The organism is Bacillus sp. FSL R9-9410, from assembly GCF_038050385.1.
GTDB lineage: Bacteria > Bacillota > Bacilli > Bacillales > Bacillaceae_G > Bacillus_A > Bacillus_A cereus_U.
In genome coordinates, this window is sequence record NZ_JBBOTV010000001.1 from 3,650,120 (window position 1) to 3,676,814 (window position 26,695).

Below are 26,695 nucleotides of genomic sequence, written 5' to 3' on the forward strand. Positions count from 1 at the left end.
TTATAATACAACACTTTAGTTGAGATTTTAGCGCATTCATAATAAAACAAAAAACCACCTAAAGGCTTCCCTTCAGGTGGTTCTCTATTTTACGCTAACGCAGCTGCTTGTTCTTGTTGATCTACAGGAATTACAGCATCTCTTAACGCTTTTTCTAGTTCAGCTGTGTATTTCATTTGCTCTTCTTTGCTCCAGCCTAGTTTCGCAGCCATGTAGTTGATTACTGCTTCTTTCCACTCATATACCCAGTGGATGTTGAAGAATACAGCGCCTCTGCGGCGTACGAAGAAGTCAACTGGTTTCGCTGTCATTTCGTAATCCATCGCGTATACAAGCGGGATAAGAACGTCTAGCGGCATGTTGTATTCTTTCGCTTCGTCTTTATGTTTTTTCGCTAAGTCAAACAGTACATCAACGTTAGAGCCGTAGAATTTAGCGAATTTTTCCGCTTGCGCTGTCGTTAAACCGTATTTCGTACCTTCGCCTGATTTTTTCGCGATAAATGCCGGGAATCCGTGTGAACCACTTACATGCCCACCAGAGATTGGCATATGTTTCGTATCGCTCTTCGGATATGCGCTATGTCCTTCTTGTTGTAATAGATTCGTTACGTAGTCTACTACCATTTCAGCCATTTTGCGGTATCCTGTTAATTTTCCGCCCGCGATTGTAATTAAACCAGATTCAGAAGTCCAAATTTCATCTTTACGAGAAATTTCAGATGCATTTTTACCTTCTTCATAAATTAACGGACGTACACCAGCCCAGCTTGATTCCACATCTTTTTCCGTAATTTTCACGCTTGGGAACATGTAGTTAATCGCATTAATGATATATGTGCGATCTTCTGTTGTCATGTGCGGTACAGCTGCGTCTTTATCATAGAACGTATCTGTTGTACCTACGTACGTTTTTCCTTCGCGAGGAATCGCAAACACCATACGTTTATCTGGTGTATCAAAGTAAATCGCTTGCCCTAATGGGAAACGTTTTTGGTCAATTACTAAGTGAACACCTTTTGATAACTGAAGTACTTTCCCTTTTTTCGAGTTATCTTTTTCACGAAGTGTATCTACCCAAGGACCAGCTGCGTTTACAATTTTTTTACCGTAAACTTCATACACTTCTCCGTCTAGTAAATCGATTACACGTACACCGCATACTTTTCCATCTTTATATAAGAAACTGTCTACTTTTGCGTAGTTAACAGCTTTCGCACCGTGTTCAATCGCTTCTTTCATTACTTCAATTGTAAGACGCGCATCGTCTGTACGATATTCTACGTAGTAACCGCCGCCCTTTAATCCTTCTTGTTTTACAAGAGGCTCTTTATTTAGCGTTTCTTCACGGTTAAACATCTTTCTGCGCTCGCTTCGTTTTACACCTGCTAAGAAGTCGTATACACGAAGACCAATTGATGTACTAAATGACCCGAACGTGCCGCCTGTATGGAACGGAAGTAACATCCACTCTGGTGTTGTTACATGGGGACCGTTCTCATATACGATCGCACGCTCTTTCCCCACCTCTGCTACCATTTTCACTTCAAGTTGTTTTAAATAACGTAAACCGCCGTGTACAAGTTTCGTTGAACGACTTGATGTACCTGCTGCAAAGTCCTGCATTTCAAACACAATTGTTGATAAACCGCGTGTTGCCCCATCTAATGCAATACCAGAACCAGTAATACCTCCACCAATTACGATCACATCTAACTCTTGTTTATTTACTCCGTTTAATACGTCTTTACGTTGTTTACTTGAAAATTTCATGGTAATTCCTCCCTTTGATAACGAAAAAAGAGACCACGAACTCCGCTATAGATTTCGCCTCTATAGCGTGTTGTGGTCTCTCCAAATCTCCTACCGAATTATTAACTTGTCATCATTATAACACTGTTTATGATTATTTGAAAGCTTTAGTTGCTTCAATTGCCTTTTTCCATCCAGCATATAGCTCTTCGCTTGTTTCCGCTTCCATTGTTGGTGTAAAGCGTTTATCCATATTCCACTGCGCTTTAATTTCGTCTTGGTTTTTCCAATATCCAACCGCAAGACCTGCTAAGTATGCTGCACCTAAAGCTGTCGTTTCACTGATCACTGGACGCTCTACAGGAACGTCTAACATATCGCTTTGGAACTGCATTAAGAAGTTATTCTTAACTGCCCCGCCATCAACACGTAATGTATTCAGTTTAATACCTGAATCAGCTTCCATCGCGCATAGTACATCTTTCGTTTGGTATGCTAAAGATTCTAGCGTCGCACGAATGAAATGCTCCTTCGTCGTACCGCGTGTTACACCAAACATAGCGCCGCGTACTTCACTATCCCAGTACGGTGTACCTAATCCTACGAATGCTGGTACTATGTATACACCTTCAGTTGACTCAACACGGCTAGCATACACTTCACTCTCACTCGCATCTTTAAACATGCGCATTCCGTCACGTAACCACTGAATTGCAGAACCTGCTACGAAAATACTTCCTTCTAATGCGTAATTCACTTTACCATCTAAACCCCATGCAATTGTTGTTAATAGGCCATGCTCAGAAGCTACTGCTTTTTCGCCTGTGTTCATTAACATGAAGCAACCAGTTCCGTAAGTATTCTTCGCCATACCTTCACCGAAACAAGCTTGTCCAAATAATGCTGCTTGCTGGTCACCAGCTATACCTGCGATCGGCACATTTTGACCGAAGAAGTGGTAATCAATTGTTTCTCCATATATTTCAGATGATTGACGTACTTCTGGAAGCATGCTCTTTGGTACTGTTAACATGTCTAGAAGCTTTTCATCCCACTGTAGATCATGAATGTTAAACATTAATGTACGTGATGCATTTGAGTAATCTGTTACGTGCGCTTTACCACCAGATAACTTCCATACAAGCCATGTATCAATTGTTCCGAATAACAACTCGCCGTTTTCCGCTTTTTCTCTTGCACCTTCAACGTTATCTAAAATCCATTTTACTTTCGTACCAGAGAAGTATGCATCAATTAAAAGACCTGTTTTTTCGCGAACCATCTCGCTATAACCTTTTTCTTTTAACTCATCACAAATTTCAACTGTTTGACGAGATTGCCATACGATTGCGTTATAAATTGGTTTTCCAGTCGTTTTATCCCATACAACCGCTGTTTCACGTTGGTTCGTAATACCGATACCAGCGATTTGTTCTGGCTTCACATCTGCTTCGCTTAAACAAGTTGCGATAACTGCTAAAATAGATCCCCAAATTTCTTGTGCATTATGCTCAACCCAGCCTGGCTTTGGAAAATGTTGTGTAAACTCTTTTTGAGCTGAATGAACGATTTTTCCTTCTTTATTGAAAAGAATTGCGCGTGAGCTTGTTGTTCCTTGGTCTAATGAAAGAATATATTTTTTCATATCAGTTTCCCCCTATGCTACTTTTCTACTATTTGTAGTAGTTTCACTTTTTTTACTTGTCATATAAGAGATTGTTAGTACAATCACAGTTGTAATAATCACATAAATAAGTGCTGAATTTTGTTTTCCTTCAAATACAACTTGATGGAATAATCCTGCAAGTGATCCACCTAGAATTGGACCAACTACTGGAATCCATGCATACTTCCAGTTTGAACCGCCCTTTCCTGCAATCGGAAGGAAGAAGTGTGCAATACGCGGACCTAAATCACGAGCCGGGTTGATTGCGTATCCTGTTGTTCCACCTAATGATAAACCAATACTTACAATTAAGAAACCTACGATAAATGGATTTAAACCATCTGCAAATTTATTTGCTCCAATTGCTAATATACCAAATACTAAAACGAATGTTCCAATCATTTCACTTAAAAGGTTTGTAAATGTATTCGGAATTGCTGGACCTGTTGCAAATACACCTAACTTTGTTCCTGGATCTTCTGTTTCTTTCCAGTGTGGTAAGTAATGTAAATATACGAGAACTGCCCCGATAATTGCCCCAATCATTTGTGCTGCGATATACATAGGTACGTCACTCCATGGGAACGCTCCCTTAAACGCAAGTCCTATCGTTAAAGCCGGATTCAAATGTGCCCCACTAATTGATCCAACTGCATACGCTGCCATAGCAACCGCTAGACCCCAACCCATTGTAATTACAATCCAACCAGAATCTTTCGCAAACGATTTCTTTAAACTTACACCAGCGCAAACGCCGCCACCAAGTAAGATTAACAACGCTGTCCCTATTAATTCCCCTAAAAATGCTGACATAAAATCCCTCCACAATCAATTTAAATGCTTTCGAAAAGTGATAGAGGTAAAATGAATGGCCATTCGTTTTTTTTCAAAAGAAAAAGATCCACAGCTTACATGCTTCTATATAATATATATAGAAACAATAAAATGTGGATCTCTTCTTTTCTCCGTCACGTTTATTAACTTGTCTATAATGTTAACCTCTAATGAAAGCGGTGTCAACAGAATTTTTTCACATTTTCGTCACTTTTTTTGGTAATGTTTCCATAATTCTTTTTTCGATGTCGTAATTGCTGTCGCACCAGCATTTAACGCTCTTTCAACGTCTTCTACAGTTCGAATAAAACCACCTGCTAAAATCGGTACACCTGTACGCTCTTTCACCTCAGCAATGACACCCGTTAACGCACCAGGAAGCACCTCTATATAATCCGGCTTCGTCTTTTCTAGCAAATTACAGCTCTTTTCCATCGCGCTAGAATCAATTAAAAAGATGCGTTGAATGGAGACGACACCTTTTTGCTTCGCCTTCATAATTACGCTCGCCTTTGTCGACAATAACCCGTACGGTTTATATTCCTGACATAAAAACTCCGTCGCATGCCCATCACTTTGTAATCCATGGATCAAATCAACATGTAAAAATACTTTTTTATTATGCTGCTTCGCAAGTGACACAACACTCTTCAATTGACCGACATGAATATCTAAAATAACAATATACTCATACGAACTATGTAATAGCTTTTCCAAATCTTTAATCTGCCTCACTGCCGGCAAAATCTTCTGCTCATGAAATTCCATTCTAAATGTCCCCTTCCTATCTATTCTTTATAGTACACAATTTGAGTGGAAAGAACAGCTAGTGTGGGGAATTTCCTTCATTACCTATATATTTTCTTCAACTTATCAGAAACCGTACCACCTATAACCATTAATATGAGGGGTAAAAAATTCATTACATATGGTGCATCTGCGACAATTGTAATGCTTGCTCCTGCAAACTTATTTAACATCCATACAACGATTTTTGTAATAAACAAAAATACTCCCAGCATGAATAGACTATCAAAAAACACCTTCCATTTTGGATGCGCTAATTATTTACTATCTTCAATTACTTTCTGCGTCAACTCTTCATCGCTCCTCAATAACTCATCAATTGTAATACCGAACAGATCGCTTAAATGAATAATAATTTCAATGCTCGGATAGTTCTTTCCCGTCTCCCATTTCGAAACAGACTGCCTACTTACATGAATTTTTTCAGCCAAATCATTTTGCGACCAATTTCTTTTTTCCCTTTCTTCTTTTAAGCGTTCGCTAAAAATCATACTGTTCTTATCACCTCTCTACGTCTAGTATGGTCAAATAAATGATGAAGAGTAAAGCTAGTTATCGTTGCATCGCCTATGCAACTTGTGCGTTACACTTTAAAATGGCGCTATGTAGTATGTATATTCCATATACTTTTCTTCTATAATAATTTCCCGAACAATAATACAAATAACGAATACTAGTAAAGACAGGACTAGACATAAAAAATACGCCATTCCTTCCTATCACTCTCCAGAAAGAATAACGTAAATATTCATTTTTATCCATCGTTTTTCGGACTATATGAAAACCCAGGGTATTTCACAACGGGCCACTTTTCTTTACGTAAAGAATCCATCAATTGCGGGCCAACATGCACATTACTTTCCACTATTTCTTTAGGAGTCAATGCCATCCATTGATTTAACGATACATCTTCAAAGCGGTTGCTTCTGAACATCTCTAAAAACCATAATGTTTCGTCACCTGTGTTTTGAATATAATGTCCAGTCGCAAACGGTACATATCCGACATCACCAGCTCTATAATCAAATGTACGAGCTGTACCATTTCCAAGAAACACAGTCATTCTCCCTTGCCCGGTAAGATAATATTGCCACTCATCATTATTCGGGTGCCAATGAAGTTCTCTCATTCCACCAGGCTCAATCTCAACGAGCGCCGCTGCAATTGTTTTTGAAATAGGAAAATTCGTAGAATCTACAATTCGAACGCTACCACCAGGTGTCTTAATCGGTTTTTGTTTTAACAGTTCATGTTTAAACGTTAAAGGAACTTCTCCTTCTGGCGACTGGACTTCCTGGCTCTCAAACGAACCCGGCACCTCCCCTTGATAAATATAAACTTGACCTGAAGGAATGGAGTTAAAAGCACTCTCCGGTACTCCGAAGTTAGACGATAGAACTTCTTTTGGCGTATGCGCAAACCAGTCAGAAATAGCTAAGGTAGATAAATCAGAAAAGTGTCCATCATCGAATGCGAGTAGAAATTCACAATGTTCCAATCCTTGAATGGAATGCGGAATTCCAGGTGGGAAATACCAAAGATCCCCCGGACCAACATCAGCAATAAAATTCCGTCCATTTTGATCAACTGCAGTTATTCGCGCCCGTCCTAAAAGCATATACGCCCATTCCGCTTCCTTATGCCAATGAAGTTCACGTACTCCCCCGGCCGTTAAACTCATATTTACCCCAGCAATCGTAGTCGAAACCGGAAGTTCCCGAGCAGTAATCTCCCGAGACCACCCGCCTTGTTTCAAAATCATAGAAGTATCTGAGAATGAAAATTTCAAGTTAGGAACTAATCCAGCATCAGTTATAGGCGGAACGAGCATATTCGGATTTTGAATATCCCGCATAACATTACGTGGCCCAGAGTCAATCGCACCTGCTCCATCACTGCGGATTGGTTGTGGTATATTCCCTCCCGCTTCATTAACAGTACGTTTTTTCATCATTACACTCCTTTTTCATCCGATTATTAAGTAAAAAGCCTCCATCATAGTGTATGAATTGGGATTTGGATGGTTACTGTGACTATGGATACAAGGGGTTCTGCCTTAACAATCCGCTAAAGCTTGATGCGATCTTAATTTAAAAGGGAGTATCCAACAAACTAACATATAAAAAAGAAGAGAAATCCTTTTCTCTTCTTCAAAAGTTTCTATTAAAGCAATACCGAATCTTTATCGCTATCCTGATTACGTTTCTCTCGTTCTTCTTCTAAGCGCTTCATATATACTTCGCCTTCTTTTTCGATAAAATCGTTATCCATCTCTTGCTCTTTTTTCGAAGTATATAAAACCATGTAGCCACTCAATACAATCCCAATGATTACAAGATAAATCCACCATGGTAAAGTTTCCACTTTCGTTCATCCCTTTCCTTAGACAAGCCTTATTAGTTTCACTTTATGAGGAAAGAAGTGGATTTATGCTTAAAATTTCATTGTGGATTCTTCGCGAAGAACGCTTGTACATATTCCATAAACTCGATTGGTTCTTGGCGGAACGGCGCGTGGTATCCTTTTTCAATAATATGAAACGTACTATTTGCAAATAACTGATGATACAGTTCACCATTTTTCCAAGAAACGCTCTTATCGTGCCTACCCCAAATAATTAAAGTCGGCACCTTAATTTTATCCGCTTCCATCGCAATACGGCGCTCTCTCATTTTCGTAAGCTCATCATAATGCTTTTTATCATCGCGACTATTTTTCACTTCATTTTTATTATAATCCGTAATCTCTGTTACAGTTTGTAAGTCCGTCGATAGTGGCGGCATTCCATAACTTTCTTTTTGCTGGAAAGATTCAATCCCTGTAGAATCCGCTAAAACGAGATGGGTAACCGCGTCCGGATATAGATACGCTAAATTAAGGGACATCTCTCCGCCCATCGAATGACCAAGTACCGCAAATTGATCATATCCAAGTTGCTTCATTAACTTATAATATAAATTCACTTGCGCAGGAAACGAATACTGAAAATCAACCGGCTTAGAAGAACGTCCAAATCCTAAAATATCAACAGCGATAATCGTGTGGTCCTTTACAAGTTCCGGATAAATATCACTAAACCCATCTGAAGAACCACCAAACCCGTGAAGCATAAGTAAAGGCGGTTTTCCTTCACCAATTTGCTTAAAATAAATCGTCTGTCCATCAATCTGTGCCATCTTCTCTTTCGTATTTATCTTCATCATAACAGTATCCTTCACTTCTTCAACCTTCGCAATCGGTTTATCAACGAAGTTACATACTACTAATACAACAAGAACAATACCGCTAACCATATAAAACTTAAACCGTTTCAAAATCCCCGTCTCCTTTCTCATGTTGCTATTTAAAGTTTTTACATTTTTTGGTTGTTTTATGATTAATTTTAATTGTAACTAAAACAGTTACAATTATACTAAAAAAATATTACTCACCGCTATTACCGATGGTTGTTATGTAACCATTATAGTTACGCATTAAAAGTAAGTCAATTATTTTACTGATAAAAGAGCAAGCAATTCCAGCTATCAGCTAAAACTACTTGCTCTCCTACTTATTATCTCTATTTTTACTCTTTAATAAATTCCTTAGTACTTCTCACTGTATCAATCGGACGAACTAATTTTTCGATTTCTTCACGCTTTGGCTCTAAGAACGGAGGTAACGATAATTTTTCTCCAAGTGTTTCGTATGGCTCATCTCCCATAAAACCAGGGCCATCTGTCGCAAACTCAAATAAAATTTGCGGCGCAACTCTTGCGTATAATGACTCAAAGAAGTGACGATTTACATAACCAGATGAAGGGAGTCCAACTCGACTTAGTCGCTCAATCCACTCTTCTAATACAGCGCGATCCTCTACGCGGAATGCGGCATGATGCACTGTACCAAAACCTTGTTGTGCTTCAGGAAGAACCGTATTATGTTCTACAATGGCAGATGCACCATTTCCACCTTCGTTTACTTCAAATAAGTAGAATTCTCCTTCTTGAGCAATCTCTTTAAATAATAGAACTTTTTCTAGTACTTCTTTGAAATAACTAAAGTTCGCGATACGAATAAATACAGGTCCTAATCCAGTAATTGCGTATTCTAATGGAACTGGTCCGTTTTGCCACGGTGTACCTGATTCCACCCCTTTATCCAATTCATCTGAGATTAATTGATAGTGTTGATCATCAAAGTCAACGAAAGAAAGAAAGAGTTTTCTTACCGAATTGCTCTTTAATTCCTGTATGTTCCACTTCAAGACGGTCAAAACGTTTCACCCAATATGCAAGTGCTGCATCGCTTGGAACGCGGAATGAAGTCTTTGAAATTTCATTTGTACCGTGTACACCTTTCGGAACGCCCGGGAAGTCAAAGAATGTCATATCCGTTCCTGCACTACCTTTATCATCTGCAAAGAATAAATGATAAGTTTGAATATCATCTTGATTTACCGTTTTCTTAACGAGACGCATTCCTAACACATAAGTGAAAAATTCATAGTTCTTTTCTGCACTACTTGTAATCGCTGTAACATGGTGTATTCCTTTTAATTGGTTCATTATATATTCCTCCAATAGTTTTAATTTATCTTTTAGGATTATATTTCTGCTCGCTGGTTAACGAGGCACGTATTTATTAAAGTAATCACTTCGTTTTACTAGTCAAGTGATAGCTAAAAAATAATTCATACGAAAGTAATTTAGAGAACGAAGTGTACCTATCTCATATGACTCATTTCCTTTCGTTACTATCACTTTACAACTCAAGTGATTAAAAAGCAAGTGATTTATCTCGAATTCGAGATATTTTTTAATATGTTATTCATACAAAAACAGCCTCATTAAGTTTCTTAACACTTAATGAGGCCATTACTATTTACAATCTTAATTATGGAACGTCGGCTTATAGAACGAACGGTTATCAAGCGCAAAGACACGCTCTGTGTATTCGCCTGGTTTTGTACGTCCTAATGCGCGGTCCATCATGTTCATTTTTGCATCTAAGTTGTCGATGTAGTGCAGAATTTCTGCTTCTTTTACTAATGGTGGTTTTGGGCTACCCCATTCTGCTTTTCCGTGATGGGAAAGGACGATGTGCTGAAGAATTAATACTTCTTCTGCATCGATTTGTAGTTCCTCTGCTGCTTTACCAATTTCGTTCACCATAATTGAAATGTGGCCAAGTAAATTTCCTTCTAACGTATACGTCGTAGAAATTGGGCCAGATAGTTCGAATACTTTACCAAGGTCATGTAAAATAACGCCTGCATATAGTAAGTCTTTATCTAACGATGGGTATAGAGCCGAGATAGCTTTTGCTAAATCTAACATCGATACAACGTGATAAGCTAATCCAGATACGAACTCGTGATGATTTTTCGTCGCTGCTGGATATTCTAAAAATTCATTTTGATGCTTATTTAACAAATGTCTTGTTAGACGCTGAATGTTCGGGTTTCTCATTTCAAATATGTATTGCGTAATTTTCTCGACCATATCTTCTTTTTTTATTGGAGCTTTTTCTACAAAGTCCGAGATATCCGTTACTTCATTCTCATTCGCAACACGAATTTGTTTCACACGTAATTGAATACGTCCTTTATAGTTTAGAATATCTCCAGCTACTTTAACGATCGTTTCCGCTACATATTGTTTCTCAACTTCTGGTGATACATCCCATAGCTTCGCTTCAATATCTCCACTTGGGTCTTGTAAGATTACTGTTAAAAACGGCTTACCGTTACTTGCGAGACCTTTTGTCGCTGTTTTAATTAACAAGAAAACATCGACTTGTTCACCAACTTCATATTCTACAATTTTCTTTTTCATTCGAATTCCTCCACCATATCAATTACTTTTAGTATAGCATACTACAACTCATTTTCTTTACGCTTACGTGTTAATTTTCTGTAAAATACGTGAGTAGATGCGCATGGCACGTAAAGAAGATAACTTGTCTATCTTTCGCAATTTCCTTTATTAGTTCAATTGTTCGATTCGTCCTTAACGCATCAAAATGCACGAAACTATCATCAATAATAAATGGATAGTCATGTTCAAACGTTTTCGCTAGTGCAAATCGTAACGATAAATATAACTGCTCCGCTGTCGCTTGGCTTAGTTCATGACTGTAAAAACGCATACCATCGTTACGTTCGACAATGAAAGGTTCCGCCTCTGACGGTGAGAATATTTTACTATATCTCCCGCCTGTTAAATACACGAAATACTCTTCGGATTTTTGTAAAATACGCGGAAGATGCACTTCATGATAATATTGCTTCGTTTTCGTTAACACCGTCTTCGCGGCCGCATATGCAGCCCACTTCTTCACTTGTTCACGCACTTGTGATTTTTTCATTTCCCACTCATGTAGTAAATCACCATACGTACTGCCTTCTTCTAAATTCGCAATTTCTATTCGATGCTTCGCAATACGCTCTGTCAGCTCTTTCTCTTGTGCAAGACAGTTTTGCGCGGCTGTAATTTCTTGCTTTAACTTTTCATCATAACCGTCAGCCTCATAATGCTCAGCTAATGACAAACTCGTTAAGCGCTGTTCTAAAAGATCAATTTGAGGTAATAAACGCCCCACTTGCTTATCCGCATCTTCACGTTTCTCTGCCAATTTTCCTGCTTCTAAAAACATCTCTTCATCTGTAGATTCTGCGATATGCCATAACCCATCTCGATCTACTAGTAGTTGTTTTAATTGCTGCTGCATGAACTCGAATTCTTCTTGCCATTCCGCCAGCTTCTCTTTCAGCTGCTTACAAGTTTGGCGCTTCTCTTTCTCATTTTGCATACGACTTTGCGCCTCATGCAAATTACTATACTCTTTACTACCGATAACAGTTTCTAGTTTATGCTCAAAGTGCGAAATCATTTCATACAATGAAGATTTCCGCGTGCCTTGCTTCTCTAAATCACGATATAATGACTGCATTTTTTCAATACGCTCAAACGCTGGCAATATGTGCGCATACGTATAAAGTTCAGGGAACATATAGCGTGTTTTATACGCATCTACTTGTTCTCCCGTACGGAAAGTTTCTCTCTCCCATTCTTCATACGATGAAACGACTTTATCATAAGCACGTTCCATTTGTTGTAATTTATAAGACTCTCGCTCAAATAATTTTCGAATCTCTTCATCCTTTTCTAACTGATAGCGAACCGACATTGCTTCTTCACTTTGACGACCACCAGCACTTTGCTGAAGAGTAAGAAGCTCTTCTTGTAATCCACCCGAAGGATCTTTGTATAAAACGAGTGCAAGGACAATCCCTACAAAAACAATAACACTGATAAATAACATCGCACGGTTATCTATAAATAGACTCGTTAATAAAGCGCCTGTATTAATAAGAAGTAACAGAAGGAAAATTCTTTGCCACTGTTTTTTCTTTTGCATAGCCGCCCCTGCTTTTTCCTCATACTTGCGCTTCATTCTCTCTGCGCCCATACCTAAAAATGCCGCATCTTGAAATGATTTTTCTTTCTCAACTAACGTATTTCGTTCTTCATCCGCTAACATTTGCTGGCTTATTTGTCTTATATTTTCTTCTTGCTCTTCTAATTGCTCTTGAGCCGTTTTGAAACGATCATCAAGCTGCACTTTTTGCGTTTCTAATTCGCGCGCCTTTTGCACAGTTTGCGTAATTAATTCTTTCGTCGCTAAACTTATATCAAATGAAAGAACAGTCTCTTGTTCAAAAGTAGCACCAATTTGTTGCTGTAGTTCTGCGATTTCTTCTTTTATATTCGCAATACTTCCCGTCATATCACGCATTTCTTGGCGTGCATTTTCATAAGACATATGCTGCATACGAAGTTCTTCTACGTAACTTTCTTTTTGTAAAAATGCTTCATCTATTTCTGTGGAATCAATTTCTGATTGCACTGTTTCTATCTTTTTTTGAAGTGAATCTACTTGTACTTGCAGCGGTTCTATCTTTGCCTTTACCGCCTCATAGCGCGCCATCCCGTTTACAGGAAACTGCCCGTTCTCGCTTTTCAACACTTTCTCGTGCGCACTCTTTTCAATAACGAGAGGCTCAAGCGCCGCTAATATTTCATAGTCTTGCTTTCGTCTTTCGGCTGACTCTTTTTCTGCACGAACAGAAGCAAGTTTCTCTTCACTTTCTTTTAACTGCTCGACCTGTTTTTCATACGTGCCAATTTTCCCTTGCCACTCTTTCATCTTTTCCTCAATTTTCTTCATCTCTTGCAGTGACACGTTAATTTCCGGATTACGACCACTCGGCTTAAAACGCTGATTCATTTCTTTTTCTAATTTTTTATCTAACTGCAATAACGCATCACTTCCGACTGCACTTGCCGAAAATAAATAATTACCGATATCTGCTTCGCCGAGCTGATGAATATTTTGAAGACCATGCATATCAAATGAAAAGACTGAATCAAATAAGCTTTCATTCACACCGCTTAATATATCGTTTAAAATATCTTCGCCGCCAGTTTTCCCGTCTTCAAAATAAACGGTCACTTCACCAACTGCCGTCTTTGGCAATCGTTCAATTTTCAAACGGCCGTACTTCTCTGTTTGAACAGTCATCGCCCCGCCGTACTTCCCGCCTTCTTTCGGCTCATAACGGCGCTGTCCTCTCGTCGGAAAACCAAATAATATACTTTTCATAAACGAGCGAATTGTCGATTTTCCTGCTTCATTTTCACCGTACAACACCGTCAGCAATGAAAGATCCATTTCCACATTTTCTAGTTTTCCATAGCCATAAATATGGAGTTTTTCAATTCTCATTTTTTATCCCTCTCTTGCTGGAATAATTGCTCTAAAATAATATTTTCCGCTTCCTTTTGAATCTCTTTCTTCTCTTCTTCTGTAAAAGCTTCAATACTATTACGCGCTACAGGAGATGTCCAAATCGTACGCAACACTCCGTCCATATTTGTAAAAGCTTCTAACTCCTTCAGCACACTACCGACGAAATGATTTTCTTCTTTCAAACGTTCAATTTCCGCAAAAGAAACCGTCTCGTTTTTCCACTTCATCGCATACACAAAGTCTTTCCGCTCTTCTCCCGCTGCTAAAATATGAAAAATCTCTTCCACGCGCTTGTCTTCACGTAAATAAGGAGAAAGTGGCCCCTGCCCTGTAAATACAACAGTTAAAAGCGTGCCTTCCTCTTCTCTTCGGCATTCATTCATTGCACTTGACGCGCTCGTCATAAGATCATCAACAGTTTCAAGTCCATCGATACTCACTTCTATCTCATCCCACACTACATCCGCAGTATGGAAAAATGAACAATGCGATCCTTGTTTCGTGAGTTCAATAAGGTATGCACCCTTGTCCCCTGTTTCCTTACGATGACGCCCTTGTATGTTACCTGGATAAATAATGTACGGCTCTTCCGATAAAATTTCACGTTTATGTATATGGCCAAGAGCCCAATAATCAAACTGCTTTTCTTTCAGCTCACGAATTTGAAACGGTGCATAGCGATTATGCTCTGCATCTCCTTCCACACTTCCGTGAAGCATCCCAATATGAAAAGGCGCATCACTCATTTTCGTATACTGCGCTGTCATATTATCCGTTACCGCTTGCTGCAAATAACTAAACCCATAAATAGAAGCTAACAGCTCACCATTTTTATAAAATGCCTTCTCTTCTACATAAGGCTCCGTAAACACATGCACATTTTCCGGAAACTCAATTGCTGCCCAGCTTCCCCCTAAATGATCGTGGTTACCGTGAATAATAAAAACGGGAATATCGTACTGCGAAAGTCTCTTCATTTGCTCACGCACAAACACTTGCGCTCGTAAACTTCTCGTCTCCGCATCATACAAATCCCCAGCTAGTAATACGAAATCAACGCGCTCTTGAATCGCTTTATCAACAATACGCTCGAACGATTCAAACGTACTTTGCTTCATTCTCTCCCAAACAGACTGTGGTACATTCATTTCCATCCCTTTAAACGGACTATCCAAATGCAAATCAGCCGCATGTATAAACTTCACTTGTTTCACAAATAAACGATCCTTTCCTTTTCCGTACTTTACTACGAATAGTAAACCTGGTGTCCATAAAACTTTCACTCTATCCCGAATTAACGAGCAGTAGACAAAGAAGCTAATTTGAAAGCAAACTGCCCATAAATACCCGATTGGTTCTACTAATAATCGTCGGGGATGAAAAGACTCCCCACTGATTAAAGTTTCACTTTATTTTACCACGCAATGTCATATATTTCTTTGCATATTCTAGTGATTTATGACAAAATAGTTATAAGATTCTGATTTTAATCATTGGAGGGAATTTTCATGGGAGTATACGTTCTAACAGTCTTTGAAAAAGATGGTTCAAAAGCATTAGATGAATCATTCGAGGCGGCAACTGAAAAAGAAGCGAAAGCAAAAGGCGAATCTATTTTACAAGAAAAAGGATTGCATGAAAAAACACATCGCTGCACATCTTCTGCAGGTAAGCTCGTTTTATTCCAGCGCTAAAAAAAGAAGCGTCATCCGCTTCTTTTTCACTCTACTATATCTTCGTCACACCACGTAAACGCCACATCTAGAATACGATTACCGATACGTACGCGCTTATTCCATTTTCCTGTTTGGATCTGATGTTGCAATTCCGCTTTCATCTTTTCCGTCCAGTCGTGAATCGTGTCACTACGGTCGTACGGATATACGCCCGGAAACTCTTCCTGCAGAAGATGAAGGCTCTCTGCATCAAAATGAAAATGGAAGAAGTAGTTTGCTGTAAGCGATGGTTCTTGCAATTGTAAAAAGTAATCGTCAACTTGCTTTCTATTTCGATAGAAAGTAAAGATATTCACTTTACCGCTCGTAATTTGGTCAATTTGAATTTCGTGCTTCTCTATAATCACGTCTTGCCCACCTCGTTATATACTACCCTTAGTATATATGTCTTTTGCAACAAAGTTAACCATTTTCGCGCGAAATTCATTTCCTTCATTATATTGCCCGTACCTCCAAGTACAATCAGGACCAATAAACAAAGTTGAAGGGGAGCGATCACATGTATTTCGGAAGCAAAGGTTGGTATGTAAAAGAACTTAAAAAATTAGGTCTTCGTACTTACGAAGGTAAAAAACTAGAATCTTATCGTACGCATATTTTATCTAGTTTACTTGAGAGAATGAAGAAAGCTTCGGCTTAATAGAAGAAGGAAGCAACAATTTGTTGCTTCCTTTTACTTTTATTTAGTAAATAAAAACTGGAATCATTATAAATTAACAATCTACCTTTACTATTATACTATCTTGATAAAAACCACCTAATATCAACTGAACTTTTATTATCAAATACTCTTCCAGATGATTATTCGTATATATTTTAAATTCTCCATACCCATTAACCCGTCCACTTCCAACAAGCATATCGCCGCTCGTTATGACAATTGTTGCATAAGGTTCCGCATGGCCCGATACATAATTATCACCATATTTCACAAAATCTATCGTTATTTTCTCATGAATATTACTAACTGAATCTATACATTTCTTTTCATACAAATTAGCATTTAGTTCTTCGGCCCTCGAAAACGCTCGATTCCTGCTAACCTTTTCTGAAGAGAAAGCAAAACTCCCCAGCCAACTAAACCTATAAAATGTAGTAATAGGTAGAAACATCTGTGTTAACTCCCCCATTTCTTATCAACTGCAATCTTTAAATGAATTTACAGCAAAACGTTCTATGTTGGGATAAAAGAAAACAGCTTTGATTTTCCAGTCAATTTTGCACTGTTAATTTGTACAGAACACATATAATACAGTTTTTTAGCCCAGATGCAATGACAACACTACACAAAAGGAACCACACTCCATTAAATATAAATCCGCCTTCAAATGTATTAATAATAATTATGTTTCCAATTATTAAGAGAATCCATGAAATGGAATACTGTTTTCCATTTGTAATATATAAAATTTCATCCTCATAACAGACTGTAATTCCCCCACCTTGCCAAACACCAATAGCGAAAGAAAAAAGCGTAACTGCCAGTAACTCTGCTTGTAAATCCAAAGTCATTGGTTGCGGCGCCGTATAAGTAATAATCCCTATCATCATTAGAAAAGTTATAATATCTATCCAGCTTATTTTTCTTTGTTTGCTTTGCATCCAAATAAAGAAAATTACTACAGAAATTAAAAACAAAGTTGCCATTTAATTATTCTTCTTCCTTTCCTACATTTAGAAACGTCTGTAATTGTACTGTTCTTAAATCTCTCATACTTTCTGAAGCATAACATAAGGAAGAAATAAAAAAATCGTACAAAAGGGCAAGCCTATAATGTACGATTGGGCATATATAATTTGTTAAAAATGAATTAACTTCCTTTCAATAGATACAGCTACTGCTTCTGATCGTGAATTAACACCTAATTTATTGTATATATTTGTTAAATACGCTTTTACCGTTCGCTCAGCTATCCCCATATCAAATGCAATTTCTTTATTTTTATATCCGCGCGCAATAGCTTTCAGCACAAACAATTCTTTATCTGTTAAGTTATTTTCTGCAACCTTATCAGCATGTACTTCTTTCCTTTTATACTTCACTATCTTTTCCATAATATTTGGTTGTAGTAAAATCTCACCTCGAATAGCCGCTTCCAATGTTCGAAACAAATTCTCACGATCCGTATCTTTTAGCAAATATCCTTTTGCCCCTAACTCAATTCCCTTTAACATTAATTCATCTTCGTTATAAGTAGTTAATATAATAATCGGCGTATGATTTTGTTTTTTATTTAAAGCCTCAATTGTTTCTAAGCCACTCATTTTAGGCATATTTAAATCCATTAAAATGACATCAGGTTTCTTTTTTTCTATGAAAGAAAGAGCTTCTTCTCCATTGGCAGCCTCACCTATAATTTGAAATGAATCACTCGTTTCTATTATTAATTTCAGACCTTCTCTCACAACGAAATGATCGTCTACAATTAATACGTTATGCTTCATGGCTATCTCCTTCTTTATTTATAGGCACTTGAATATACACTTTCGTACCCTTCATCTTTTCACTCAATATATGTATTTCTCCCTTAATCAATCGAACACGCTCATTTAAGCCAATTAAACCGTAATGTCCAGGATTCTTACCGATATATCCAGTGTCAAAACCAATTCCATTATCTTCAACTTCAATAGTAAGCTTTTCAAGGTCATCGATATATTCAACTTTTAAATTTACATCTGTTGCCTGTGAATGTTTTGCGATATTCGTTAAACATTCACTAATTACATATAAACAGTGCTCCTTTACTAAGCTTGAAATATGCGGGGGGCTTTGAATAGTAAATCTCACATGTATAGAAGTAGCCTCAGAAAAACGTTGAACCTCTTCCTCTACTGCTTCATTAAATGAATTGGTAGTATGACGCAAATCATCAATAACCAACCTTGCATCATGTAAAGTTTGTCTCGCTCTTACCATAGTTTGTTTCATAATCTCTTGAGATCGTCCTGTATTCCCTTTTTGCATATGGGCATCTATTGCTTCCAATTGCATAATTAAGCTCGCTACACCTTGCGCTAACGTATCATGTAAATCTCTTGCCATTCGCTGCCTTTCATTAGCTAATGTCAATTCTTCTACTCTCATATATGCAGATTCTAACTCTTGAATGTAGCTCTGTATACGATTACGTGCATCAAATTGCTGCTTATTAATATAGGAAAAAGGAATAATAATTGCTAATACTAAAAGGAACATAGAGATAAGAATAGCTACTTTATTCACACCATAATTGATACTGATTGCAGTACAAAATATGGCATACATGAGAGTAAAAACTGCCATTACTTTAAATATATTGTTATAAACATATAGACTTTGGGCAATTAAAATAGGAGTTAATCCAACAAAAATAGCTATTGAACCATTTGGTACAATAAATGCAGCGAGAAATACAATGAAGAGTTGTACAAAAAAGAAGTACAACAATTGCCTATTCTTTAATGAACTCGCATACCAATGAAAAATAGTATGAATAACAATGACTATTGTAAAGAAGAAACTATCCATAGAGAAAATATTATTACGAAATTCTAAAAGCATTGAAGCTATATATACGAGTGTAATCCATAAAACAATAAACCTTCTTGGAATAAATACCGCTTCCAATACATTTGTATCCAAATCTATATTTGAATTTATTTTTTTCATATCCGACCTCCACCATTACATTATACTATACAAGATGCGACTTATATTTTGATAGGTTACTGATTCCTCATTACCGAATACAAATATGAAATATTGCATATCGAAATGCGTTGATGTATTTGTAAACGCTTACTATAATGGGGGTATAAAGATTCATTACATCTTACTATTAAAAAAAGGAGGCAATCATATGGAAATCGCAATGGCAGTTTTAAAATTCGTAGGTGGAGTAATTCCATTGGTTCAAGAACTTTTAAAAGCATTCATGTAAGGTTATCATTCAGCAATTATCTATAAGAATTATCATGCAAATGATCTGTATATCAAAACAAATTGATACACAGATCATTTGTGTGAGTAAACTTTAAACGAGAGCTATGTATCCTAACAGAACAATAATGATACATCTATCTCAAGTCGGAAAAAGGCGCTCACAAGGGCGTCTTTTTATTATATTACTATGTACCTAATAACTTATTCAGGAAATCGATTTTACAATCCATACAATGCTACATAATTCATGTATATTTTTAAAGTTTGCACAATAAAGATCCCCTCAAAGCATAAACTCCAAGGGTCGAGCCGAGCCTATTTTTTATTAAATTTTTTAAACACAGCAATACCATTTTCTACGATTTTATCAAATGAATAAACGACGACTGTCTGTTCCTCTTTATTTAGTGCTACTGAAATAATCAATTAAGCTAAAAATGCTATAATTAACCCACTCACACTAAGGGGGACCAATTATTTTGCGCGGAAAATACATTCAATTTCATGAGTTTGGCAATCCGAAAGATGTGTTACAGGTTGCATATAAAAATATAGAACCATTAAAAGATAATGAAGTTTTAGTTCGTATGCTAGTCAGACCAATTAACCCATCTGACTTAATTCCAATAACCGGAGCGTATGCACATAGAATCCCTTTACCTAACATCCCTGGTTATGAAGGTGTTGGTATTGTAGAAGATGTAGGCTCTTTCGTTTCTAGAGAGCTCATCGGCAAACGTGTTTTGCCATTACGCGGAGAAGGTACTTGGCAAGAGTTTGTTACAACATCGGCTGACTTTGTAGTCCCTATTCCTGATTCTATTGATGATTTTACAGCGGCACAAATGTATATTAATCCCCTTACGGCATGGGTCACATGCACAGAAATTCTAAACTTAAAACGTAATGATGTTTTATTAGTAAATGCTTGTGGATCCGCTATTGGCCATCTGTTTGCTCAGTTATCACAAATTTTAAACTTCCGATTAATTGCAGTTACAAGAAATAATAAGCATACAGAAGAATTACTTCAGCTTGGTGCTCATTATGTAATAGACACTTCCACTACCCCGCTGTATGAAACAGTGATGGAATTAACAAACGGGATAGGTGCAGATGCTGCGATTGATTCCATTGGAGGGCCCGATGGAAATGAATTAGCTTTCTCCTTACGTCCAAATGGGCACTTTTTAACTATCGGCCTTCTATCAGGAATACAAGTAAACTGGGCAGAGATTGTCACGAAAGCAAAAGTGCACGCGAACATATTTCATTTACGCCATTGGAATAAAGAAGTATCACCATATAAATGGCAAGAAACGTTTCGTCACTTAATTCGCCTAGTGGAAAATAAGCAATTACGTTTCATGACAGTCCATTCTACGTATGACTTAGCAGATGTAAAAAGTGCGGTTGATGTCGTTCAATCTGCTGAAAAAACAAAAGGGAAAGTATTTTTGACGAGTGATGAAATACAATTGAAGAAGTCTTTTTGATCGACCTTTTAAATAGATTAGATAATACGTTTAGGAGCATGAAATTGTAAGTATCTGGTATAATTCTATTAAAAGGCGAAAGGAGATTCTAACATGTGGTTAATTACGGTAATTGCGCCTGTTGTAATAGTCGGAGGAATTGTAGTATATGTGATTGGAAGGCTTAAACATAAATCTAACAACGGTAACTTAGGTAAGAAAAAATCAAAAAACGCTCAAGTTTTATTAGATAGTTTAATACCAATGGGAATGCTCTTTGGCTGTGCTATCGGCGCGATTTTCAGCATGTTTTTCCCGGTTTCTTTACTGCTTGCAGTTAGTTTAGGAGCTGGAATAGGCTATTTATTTGGCTTTTTTGCTTATGAAATTTATAGCAAGACAGGCAACAATTATTCATAATCGAGAAACTGACGCGATTGTGGCATAAATGGGGCAGGACATATTAGTCATGTAAAATATGTCTTGCCCTTTCATTTATTCATCAACATTATTAACCTAACTTCTCTCCCCCTAAAAAATAACATTGTCAACAGACCTTAAATTGGTTATTATAAAAGCGAATATAACAGGAGATGAGCAGATGAATATAAACGAAAAGAAATCTTTTTCAAAAGTTTCTCGCCGAAAATTAGTCGATGAAGTATTGGAACGTTTACAAGAAAAAATCTTTTCTGGCGAGTATGAAGTTGGTGATCGCCTTCCTACAGAGCCGCAATTAATGGAAGAGTTAGGTGTAGGACGTTCGACGCTGCGAGAAAGTATAAAGATATTAGTACATGCTGGCATATTAGAAGTTCGACAAGGACAAGGTACTCGTATTGTTTCACTAAATACAACGCAAGATTCATTTGAAAAACGACTGCAAGCAGCTAATATTAATCATGTGTATGAAGCAAGAAATATGTTAGATAAAGAAGTAGCGATGTTAGCGGCACAGCGCCGAAGCGAAGAGGATCTTTTATACTTAAAAGGACATTTAAATAAAAGAAAAAATGCCCTTCAAGAAGGAAATTATGTAGCATACATAGATGCAGACATTCAGTTTCATCTAGCAATTACAAAGGCGAGCAAAAACGAAGTTCTACTTGATTTGTATCAATCTTTCGTACCTGCCCTTCGCCACATTTTAAGCCAATTAATATTAAATACAGTGAACTATGAAGATAACTCTGAAATTCATGAAAAATTATTCCAAGCTATTTTAAAACAAAATGCCGAAGAGGCTCGAACATACGCCGTTCAAAATTTGGAGCTGAAATAAGCTCCTTATATATTACATTTAAACATCAGATGATATACTCAATAACATCTGATGTTTAAGAGAGGAGAAAATCAAATTGAAACATCAAGAACGAACTTATTTGTATATACTAGCTCTATTTTTTGCTTCTATTAATTTACGAATCGGAATTACATCTATTTCACCTTTATTAGAAACAATCCGACAAGACTTAAATATAAGTAATTTTTCCGTTAGTTTTTTAACAGCTATTCCTGTTTTTTGTATGGGGACATTCGCCTTACTGACTGGGAAGGTAATTAAAAAATATGGGGCAGAAAAAGCAATTATGGCTTGTCTTATTTTAATTGGCTTTGCAACATGTATGAGGGCTTTTACCTCTTCTATTTCCACATTATTCGCGAGCTCTTTATTTATCGGCATTGGAATTGCACTTGCAGGTCCGTTACTATCAGGTTTTATTAAAGAAAAATTCCCTACGAAAATCGGCTTAATGATTGGAATATATTCAGTAGGCATGGGAACTGGCGCTTCTTTAAGTGCAGGATTAACGATTCCTTTACAACATGTATTAAAAGACGATTGGAATATGGCACTCGCTTTTTGGGGTGTACTTACTATTATCGCTATTATATTTTGGTATCCGGTTATGAAACGAAAAAAGAATACGAGCACACAAGATAAAAAGAATAATAGCTTACCTTTAAGAAATAAAAAAGCATGGTTGTTCACAATCTTTTTCGGACTACAATCAGGAATCTTTTACTCCATTACAACTTGGCTTGCGCCAGCAAATCAAAGTATGGGTGTCAGTAGCGAACAAGCCGGTACTCTTATAACTGTTTTTACAGTTATTCAAATGATATGCAGCTTTTTAATTCCAACATTAGCGGATATTTATAAAAACCGAGCACTTTGGTTATTAGGGAGTATATGCTTTGTACTCATAGGTTTATCGCTTATGATCTACCCATTAACTACGCCATGGATTCCTTCTATTCTACTAGGTATCGGGCTCGGCGGCGTATTTCCACTCGCTCTCATGCTACCGCTATATGAAACAAAAACTTCAGAAGATGCGAGTGCATGGACTGCTATGATGCAGTCCGGAGGATACATTATGGGCGGATTTATTCCTGTCTTAGCAGGAATTACCCGCGACTATTTTGATGGTTATACGCAAGTTTTTATTATAATGGCAATCCTAAGCTTAATTTTGTTCATTTTAACTTTAGTCATGAACAAAAGAAAAATAAAAGCGAAAGATCTTATAGCTTAAATTAAAAGAATGGGCTTTCCCTAAAAATAAAGCCCATTCTTTTAATGCTATCCTCTAGAAAACAAAAAAATCCCCTCAAAGCATAAGCTTCGAGGGGTGAGCCTGTATTTTTATTCTATTATATACGTACAGCTGTACCACTTACAGCAACCATTAACATTCCATCACGAACAACTTCATAATCTACGTCAATACCAACGATAGCGTTCGCACCTTTTTGTTTTGCAAGTTCTTTCATTTCGTCCATCGCGATATCACGAGCTTCTTTTAACTTGCTTTCATAAGAACCAGCACGCCCCCCGACAACATCACGAACTGAAGCAAATAAATCACGAACAATATTTGCACCCATAATTGCTTCACCATTTACAATATCAATATACTCAATAATTTCTTTACCTTGGATTCCAGATGTTGTTGTTACAATCATGACTGACACTCTCCTAATAACTTATAGTTTTTTGATTAGCTTTCTTATGTCTTTATTATGACATGGAAAAGGTAACGAATCTATTGAATTACCTTACATGAATGTGACAATTTTGTAAGGATGAAATATTATTTTACCTTCCTCTTACAATAACTACCTAAATTAACAGAATATTGTTATAATTAAATTAGAGGAGGAGATAAAATGAAAAAAATTACTTATATATGTGCTCTAAGTGTTCTATCTTTTACTTTAATTGGTTGTACAAGCACCTCTACTACAAATAATACTCCAACAACTAAGCAAGAAAATACGAAAAATACCATTCAATTAAACGCTGCAGACATAACAAATATTGAATTACTTAGAACAACAAGTAATACTAGTTCCAAATCTCAAACAGATAACGAAAAAATGATACAATCAATCGCTTCAGTAGTCCAAAAAGGAACAACGAAAACAATCACATTAGATCAAAAAAAGAGAACATCTGCACATTCTACAATAACCGTTACATATAAAGATGACTCAAAAGAAGAATTTCTTGTGTGGGTTGATAATAAGGAGCAAATTACGATCGCTAAAAATGAGAAGAAAGATACTGTAGAAGCTGTGACGGTGAATATTAAAGGCGCTAAGATAATGAAGGGTTTTTTTAAAAATGATAAAACGTAAAAGGATCCCCATCAACTTAAGGATTCAAAATTAGCACAAATTTTTGTTCAGAAACACTATAAAATTTCAGCCTAATAGGTCAGTGGCGAGACCGTACATTATTAAACTTAAAATGTTTCAAATCGAAGGAAGACACCTTATAAGGTGTCTTTTCTTTATTTTCAAAAGGACCTGCTCCATTCATAAATGCATAAAGTAAATTGAAACCGTTAAAACACATGAGTGAACCTTTGTTTTCCCCCTCCTATCTAAAGGAGGAACTGTTATGGGCTTTGGTGGTAGTTGTGGCGGCTGTGGCTTCGCTGGAGGATTTGCTTTATTAGTTGTATTGTTTATTTTATTAATCATCGTTGGAGCTGCTTGCTTCTGCTAAAAAACTATTGGAAAAATCTCCGTGCTAAACAAAAAATAAAATAAGCTGCCCATATGGACAGCTTATTTACATAATTATCGTTATCAGAAGTGAAATTTAACTCGAAAATAGCTAATTTTATCAGTTGTTGAATGTCTGAAAAAAATCAAACCAATGATATTGTCGAGATCCTTTGGCAACTTCTTGCTGTGATGACTATCATAGTGACTTTTTCTCCAGCAACCACTATTAGTGGCTAATTACCATAAGGACTTATTTTTGAAATTTGCTATTTTTTAGAAAGTATGTTAATTTAAGAAAGACCTATTTTTGTTCGATTTGAGATTAAGAATAAATTTTGTTTTTCGTCTAAGGTATTTGAGCAAGAGTAGTAACATATGTGTGGGTATCCACACTAGGAGGCAACAATTATGGAACAAGGTAAAGTAAAATGGTTTAATGCAGACAAAGGTTTTGGATTCATCGAGCGTGAAGGTGGAGAAGACGTATTCGTACATTTCTCAGCTATCCAAATCGACGGTTTCAAATCTTTAGACGAAGGACAAAGTGTAACGTTTGAAGTAGAACAAGGACAACGTGGCCCACAAGCTACTAATGTTCAAAAAGCTTAATATTAGCTGATGAAAGACCCTCTTGTAGGGTCTTTTTTTGATTTTGTTACAATATTCCGAATACAACTTTTTTAAGGGGATTTGGGGTGCTTAACTTTTAATGAAAAAGAAGATGTTAGAAATCATAATTTTAGCATTATGGGCTTTTTCTTTTAGTTATCTTGCAATTATATTAGGAATACCAAAAAACGGATTATATATAGTCGTAGGATTTCCAATCTTATTTGTTGGTGGACTTTTGATTGTGCATCTATTTCAAAATAAGAATGAAAATGGAAAATAACTTTGTTTGATTGTATATCTCATACACGTCTAGTTAACATAACGCATCATTATCGGTAGCAAGAATAAGGAGGAACCCTAATCTCACAAGTAAATCTCCTTTTTTTGTTCTATGGATCTATGCATTTTTTTATACATTCCTATCCTGGCGCGGTTTTAGGGTTCTCGTTTGTTATTGGATTAGCCGAAAAACTGTATAAAATCTTGCATGCTCTTAGCGGGGTACCACCAACAAAACGCGATTTCGTACGCTAAGAAAAAAGCCTTGCTACATAGGTAATGTAGCAAAGCTGTTTTAAGTTGTTTAATTCTCGCTCCACTATCGGCTTTGTTAACTAACACTTTAATTATTTTAACAGCCTTTTGTTTAATTCCCACAAAGCCGTTTTGTTACTATCCCATTTTAAAAGCGTTACGGCTTCCTCAAAGCACAGCCATTTATAATTCAAGTGTTCTTTAGATAATTTAATATTTTTTGTAGGAACTTTAACTCCAAAAGAAAATTCTTTTATTACATAAACATCTTCCCCCCAAAGAAATTCACCAACTACATCCTCTACTGGTAGTGAAGACACAGAATCTAGTTTTATATATGGACTTTCTCTTGTAATACCAGCCTCTTCAAACGCTTCCCGTTTTGCTGATTCAATAGGAGTCTCACCATCTTCTCCACCACCAGCTATTCCTTGCCAATAACCATAATCACTTCGATTAAAAATAGCATATTGAATGGAATCGTCAGTTTTTATATAAGGAAATATCAATACTTGATACGGTGCTCTCATTGCTTAACCTCC

The 26,695-nt window shown here is 36.8% G+C and carries 27 protein-coding genes and 3 pseudogenes; 11 read left to right on the top strand and 19 right to left on the bottom strand.

The genetic code is table 11. The features are described 5' to 3' along the window. Positions 1-89: 89 nt before the first annotated feature. The 12 genes and pseudogenes from glpD to MKX77_RS19040 all read right to left on the bottom strand — a co-directional run bounded on the left by glpD (position 90) and on the right by MKX77_RS19040 (position 15,065). Entirely contained in the window at positions 90-1,772 is a 1,683-nt protein-coding gene (glpD, locus tag MKX77_RS18985; RefSeq protein WP_341307490.1) for an aerobic glycerol-3-phosphate dehydrogenase, read from the bottom strand. Between the two features lie 133 nt (positions 1,773-1,905). Continuing rightward, positions 1,906-3,396: a glycerol kinase GlpK gene (glpK, locus tag MKX77_RS18990; protein ID WP_341307491.1), complete on the bottom strand. Its 1,491-nt coding sequence runs from the start codon at positions 3,394-3,396 to the stop codon at positions 1,906-1,908. Between the two features lie 12 nt (positions 3,397-3,408). Beyond that, positions 3,409-4,230 carry a glycerol uptake facilitator protein GlpF gene (glpF, locus tag MKX77_RS18995; RefSeq protein WP_002087184.1) on the bottom strand — a complete coding sequence of 274 codons (822 nt, stop codon included), beginning with the start codon at positions 4,228-4,230 and terminating at the stop codon, positions 3,409-3,411. Between the two features lie 228 nt (positions 4,231-4,458). Beyond that, on the bottom strand, positions 4,459-5,019 hold the full coding sequence (glpP, locus tag MKX77_RS19000) for a glycerol uptake operon antiterminator GlpP (RefSeq protein WP_000394293.1): 561 nt from the start codon (positions 5,017-5,019) through the stop codon (positions 4,459-4,461). 80 nt (positions 5,020-5,099) lie between these two features. Then, positions 5,100-5,549, bottom strand: a pseudogene (locus tag MKX77_RS19005) (helix-turn-helix domain-containing protein). Between the two features lie 263 nt (positions 5,550-5,812). Next, positions 5,813-7,009, bottom strand: coding sequence for an oxalate decarboxylase family bicupin (locus MKX77_RS19010; protein ID WP_341307492.1), 1,197 nt, complete (start codon positions 7,007-7,009; stop codon positions 5,813-5,815). 212 nt (positions 7,010-7,221) lie between these two features. Next, positions 7,222-7,422, bottom strand: a complete 201-nt coding sequence (locus MKX77_RS19015) for a sporulation YhaL family protein (protein ID WP_002087191.1) — start codon at positions 7,420-7,422, stop codon at positions 7,222-7,224. Positions 7,423-7,499: 77 nt separating this feature from the next. Next, a complete protein-coding gene (locus tag MKX77_RS19020) occupies positions 7,500-8,372 on the bottom strand; it encodes an alpha/beta fold hydrolase (protein WP_341307493.1) in 873 nt (290 codons plus the stop codon). A gap of 251 nt (positions 8,373-8,623) precedes the next feature. Then, positions 8,624-9,605: pseudogene (locus MKX77_RS19025) on the bottom strand (ring-cleaving dioxygenase). Positions 9,606-9,929: 324 nt separating this feature from the next. After that, complete coding sequence (gene yhaM / locus MKX77_RS19030; protein ID WP_002030183.1) at positions 9,930-10,874, bottom strand: 3'-5' exoribonuclease YhaM; 945 nt, start codon at positions 10,872-10,874, stop codon at positions 9,930-9,932. A 41-nt stretch (positions 10,875-10,915) separates the two neighbouring features. Next, positions 10,916-13,827, bottom strand: a pseudogene (locus tag MKX77_RS19035) (AAA family ATPase). Continuing rightward, the gene (locus tag MKX77_RS19040; protein WP_341307980.1) at positions 13,824-15,065 is read right to left on the bottom strand and encodes a metallophosphoesterase family protein; all 1,242 of its coding nucleotides are present in this window, start codon (positions 15,063-15,065) and stop codon (positions 13,824-13,826) included. The pseudogene MKX77_RS19035 and the gene MKX77_RS19040 overlap by 4 nt, the downstream one beginning before the upstream one ends. 294 nt (positions 15,066-15,359) lie before the next feature. On the opposite strand from MKX77_RS19040, the gene MKX77_RS19045 reads away from it, so the two are divergent. Further along, complete coding sequence (locus tag MKX77_RS19045; RefSeq protein WP_000539550.1) at positions 15,360-15,545, top strand: YhzD family protein; 186 nt, start codon at positions 15,360-15,362, stop codon at positions 15,543-15,545. Between the two features lie 26 nt (positions 15,546-15,571). Here MKX77_RS19045 and MKX77_RS19050 read toward each other — a convergent pair whose 3' ends face one another. Further along, positions 15,572-15,934 (bottom strand): hypothetical protein, encoded by a 363-nt coding sequence (locus MKX77_RS19050; RefSeq protein WP_033708294.1) that lies wholly within the window; start codon positions 15,932-15,934, stop codon positions 15,572-15,574. A gap of 152 nt (positions 15,935-16,086) precedes the next feature. On the opposite strand from MKX77_RS19050, the gene MKX77_RS19055 reads away from it, so the two are divergent. Continuing rightward, positions 16,087-16,227 (top strand): YflJ family protein, encoded by a 141-nt coding sequence (locus MKX77_RS19055; protein WP_341307494.1) that lies wholly within the window; start codon positions 16,087-16,089, stop codon positions 16,225-16,227. 73 nt (positions 16,228-16,300) lie between these two features. On the opposite strand, the gene MKX77_RS19060 is transcribed toward MKX77_RS19055, so the two are convergent. The 4 genes from MKX77_RS19060 to MKX77_RS19075 form a co-directional block, all read right to left on the bottom strand. After that, positions 16,301-16,699: an Ig-like domain-containing protein gene (locus tag MKX77_RS19060; RefSeq protein WP_341307495.1), complete on the bottom strand. Its 399-nt coding sequence runs from the start codon at positions 16,697-16,699 to the stop codon at positions 16,301-16,303. A 100-nt stretch (positions 16,700-16,799) separates the two neighbouring features. Then, entirely contained in the window at positions 16,800-17,234 is a 435-nt protein-coding gene (locus MKX77_RS19065; RefSeq protein WP_341307496.1) for a hypothetical protein, read from the bottom strand. A 153-nt stretch (positions 17,235-17,387) separates the two neighbouring features. After that, entirely contained in the window at positions 17,388-18,032 is a 645-nt protein-coding gene (locus MKX77_RS19070; protein WP_002125739.1) for a response regulator, read from the bottom strand. Continuing rightward, positions 18,022-19,239 carry a sensor histidine kinase gene (locus MKX77_RS19075; RefSeq protein ID WP_002125734.1) on the bottom strand — a complete coding sequence of 406 codons (1,218 nt, stop codon included), beginning with the start codon at positions 19,237-19,239 and terminating at the stop codon, positions 18,022-18,024. Before MKX77_RS19075 ends, MKX77_RS19070 begins: the two co-directional genes overlap by 11 nt. A gap of 85 nt (positions 19,240-19,324) precedes the next feature. On the opposite strand from MKX77_RS19075, the gene MKX77_RS19080 reads away from it, so the two are divergent. From MKX77_RS19080 to MKX77_RS19100, 5 genes are all read left to right on the top strand, one after another. Further along, on the top strand, positions 19,325-19,510 hold the full coding sequence (locus tag MKX77_RS19080) for a hypothetical protein (RefSeq protein ID WP_341307497.1): 186 nt from the start codon (positions 19,325-19,327) through the stop codon (positions 19,508-19,510). A 481-nt stretch (positions 19,511-19,991) separates the two neighbouring features. Continuing rightward, positions 19,992-21,008, top strand: coding sequence for a zinc-dependent alcohol dehydrogenase family protein (locus MKX77_RS19085; RefSeq protein WP_341307498.1), 1,017 nt, complete (start codon positions 19,992-19,994; stop codon positions 21,006-21,008). Positions 21,009-21,101: 93 nt separating this feature from the next. Next, on the top strand, positions 21,102-21,407 hold the full coding sequence (locus tag MKX77_RS19090) for a hypothetical protein (RefSeq protein WP_341307499.1): 306 nt from the start codon (positions 21,102-21,104) through the stop codon (positions 21,405-21,407). A gap of 181 nt (positions 21,408-21,588) precedes the next feature. Continuing rightward, on the top strand, positions 21,589-22,269 hold the full coding sequence (locus MKX77_RS19095; protein WP_341307500.1) for a FadR/GntR family transcriptional regulator: 681 nt from the start codon (positions 21,589-21,591) through the stop codon (positions 22,267-22,269). 70 nt (positions 22,270-22,339) lie between these two features. After that, positions 22,340-23,527: an MFS transporter gene (locus MKX77_RS19100; protein WP_341307981.1), complete on the top strand. Its 1,188-nt coding sequence runs from the start codon at positions 22,340-22,342 to the stop codon at positions 23,525-23,527. Between the two features lie 118 nt (positions 23,528-23,645). On the opposite strand, the gene MKX77_RS19105 is transcribed toward MKX77_RS19100, so the two are convergent. After that, a complete protein-coding gene (locus tag MKX77_RS19105) occupies positions 23,646-23,957 on the bottom strand; it encodes a YbjQ family protein (protein WP_000637510.1) in 312 nt (103 codons plus the stop codon). 204 nt (positions 23,958-24,161) lie between these two features. Between MKX77_RS19105 and MKX77_RS19110 the strand changes: the two genes are divergently transcribed. From MKX77_RS19110 to MKX77_RS19125, 4 genes are all read left to right on the top strand, one after another. Next, positions 24,162-24,632 carry a hypothetical protein gene (locus MKX77_RS19110; RefSeq protein WP_341307501.1) on the top strand — a complete coding sequence of 157 codons (471 nt, stop codon included), beginning with the start codon at positions 24,162-24,164 and terminating at the stop codon, positions 24,630-24,632. Between the two features lie 265 nt (positions 24,633-24,897). Next, positions 24,898-25,005, top strand: coding sequence for a YjcZ family sporulation protein (locus MKX77_RS19115; protein ID WP_000505670.1), 108 nt, complete (start codon positions 24,898-24,900; stop codon positions 25,003-25,005). Positions 25,006-25,415: 410 nt separating this feature from the next. Beyond that, positions 25,416-25,616: a cold-shock protein gene (locus MKX77_RS19120; protein ID WP_012261563.1), complete on the top strand. Its 201-nt coding sequence runs from the start codon at positions 25,416-25,418 to the stop codon at positions 25,614-25,616. Between the two features lie 100 nt (positions 25,617-25,716). Then, positions 25,717-25,899: a hypothetical protein gene (locus tag MKX77_RS19125; protein WP_033714597.1), complete on the top strand. Its 183-nt coding sequence runs from the start codon at positions 25,717-25,719 to the stop codon at positions 25,897-25,899. A 346-nt stretch (positions 25,900-26,245) separates the two neighbouring features. On the opposite strand, the gene MKX77_RS19130 is transcribed toward MKX77_RS19125, so the two are convergent. Continuing rightward, on the bottom strand, positions 26,246-26,683 hold the full coding sequence (locus MKX77_RS19130) for an NUDIX hydrolase (protein WP_341307502.1): 438 nt from the start codon (positions 26,681-26,683) through the stop codon (positions 26,246-26,248). Between the last annotated feature and the right edge of the window lie 12 nt (positions 26,684-26,695).

Excerpts from the sequence above, each read along its gene's own strand:
- yhaM (WP_002030183.1), bottom strand. The coding sequence starts at position 10,874 with ATGAAAAAGAAAATTGTAGAATATGAAGTTGGTGAACAAGTCGATGTT.
- glpF (WP_002087184.1), bottom strand. The coding sequence starts at position 4,230 with ATGTCAGCATTTTTAGGGGAATTAATAGGGACAGCGTTGTTAATCTTA.
- glpD (WP_341307490.1), bottom strand. The coding sequence starts at position 1,772 with ATGAAATTTTCAAGTAAACAACGTAAAGACGTATTAAACGGAGTAAAT.
- MKX77_RS19055 (WP_341307494.1), top strand. The coding sequence starts at position 16,087 with ATGTATTTCGGAAGCAAAGGTTGGTATGTAAAAGAACTTAAAAAATTA.
- MKX77_RS19080 (WP_341307497.1), top strand. The coding sequence starts at position 19,325 with ATGAAATATTGCATATCGAAATGCGTTGATGTATTTGTAAACGCTTAC.
- MKX77_RS19130 (WP_341307502.1), bottom strand. The coding sequence starts at position 26,683 with ATGAGAGCACCGTATCAAGTATTGATATTTCCTTATATAAAAACTGAC.
- MKX77_RS19105 (WP_000637510.1), bottom strand. The coding sequence starts at position 23,957 with ATGATTGTAACAACAACATCTGGAATCCAAGGTAAAGAAATTATTGAG.
- MKX77_RS19090 (WP_341307499.1), top strand. The coding sequence starts at position 21,102 with ATGTGGTTAATTACGGTAATTGCGCCTGTTGTAATAGTCGGAGGAATT.
- MKX77_RS19115 (WP_000505670.1), top strand. The coding sequence starts at position 24,898 with ATGGGCTTTGGTGGTAGTTGTGGCGGCTGTGGCTTCGCTGGAGGATTT.
- glpP (WP_000394293.1), bottom strand. The coding sequence starts at position 5,019 with ATGGAATTTCATGAGCAGAAGATTTTGCCGGCAGTGAGGCAGATTAAA.
- MKX77_RS19060 (WP_341307495.1), bottom strand. The coding sequence starts at position 16,699 with ATGTTTCTACCTATTACTACATTTTATAGGTTTAGTTGGCTGGGGAGT.
- MKX77_RS19125 (WP_033714597.1), top strand. The coding sequence starts at position 25,717 with ATGAAAAAGAAGATGTTAGAAATCATAATTTTAGCATTATGGGCTTTT.
- MKX77_RS19010 (WP_341307492.1), bottom strand. The coding sequence starts at position 7,009 with ATGAAAAAACGTACTGTTAATGAAGCGGGAGGGAATATACCACAACCA.
- MKX77_RS19045 (WP_000539550.1), top strand. The coding sequence starts at position 15,360 with ATGGGAGTATACGTTCTAACAGTCTTTGAAAAAGATGGTTCAAAAGCA.
- glpK (WP_341307491.1), bottom strand. The coding sequence starts at position 3,396 with ATGAAAAAATATATTCTTTCATTAGACCAAGGAACAACAAGCTCACGC.
- MKX77_RS19095 (WP_341307500.1), top strand. The coding sequence starts at position 21,589 with ATGAATATAAACGAAAAGAAATCTTTTTCAAAAGTTTCTCGCCGAAAA.
- MKX77_RS19120 (WP_012261563.1), top strand. The coding sequence starts at position 25,416 with ATGGAACAAGGTAAAGTAAAATGGTTTAATGCAGACAAAGGTTTTGGA.
- MKX77_RS19070 (WP_002125739.1), bottom strand. The coding sequence starts at position 18,032 with ATGAAGCATAACGTATTAATTGTAGACGATCATTTCGTTGTGAGAGAA.
- MKX77_RS19065 (WP_341307496.1), bottom strand. The coding sequence starts at position 17,234 with ATGGCAACTTTGTTTTTAATTTCTGTAGTAATTTTCTTTATTTGGATG.
- MKX77_RS19075 (WP_002125734.1), bottom strand. The coding sequence starts at position 19,239 with ATGAAAAAAATAAATTCAAATATAGATTTGGATACAAATGTATTGGAA.
- MKX77_RS19110 (WP_341307501.1), top strand. The coding sequence starts at position 24,162 with ATGAAAAAAATTACTTATATATGTGCTCTAAGTGTTCTATCTTTTACT.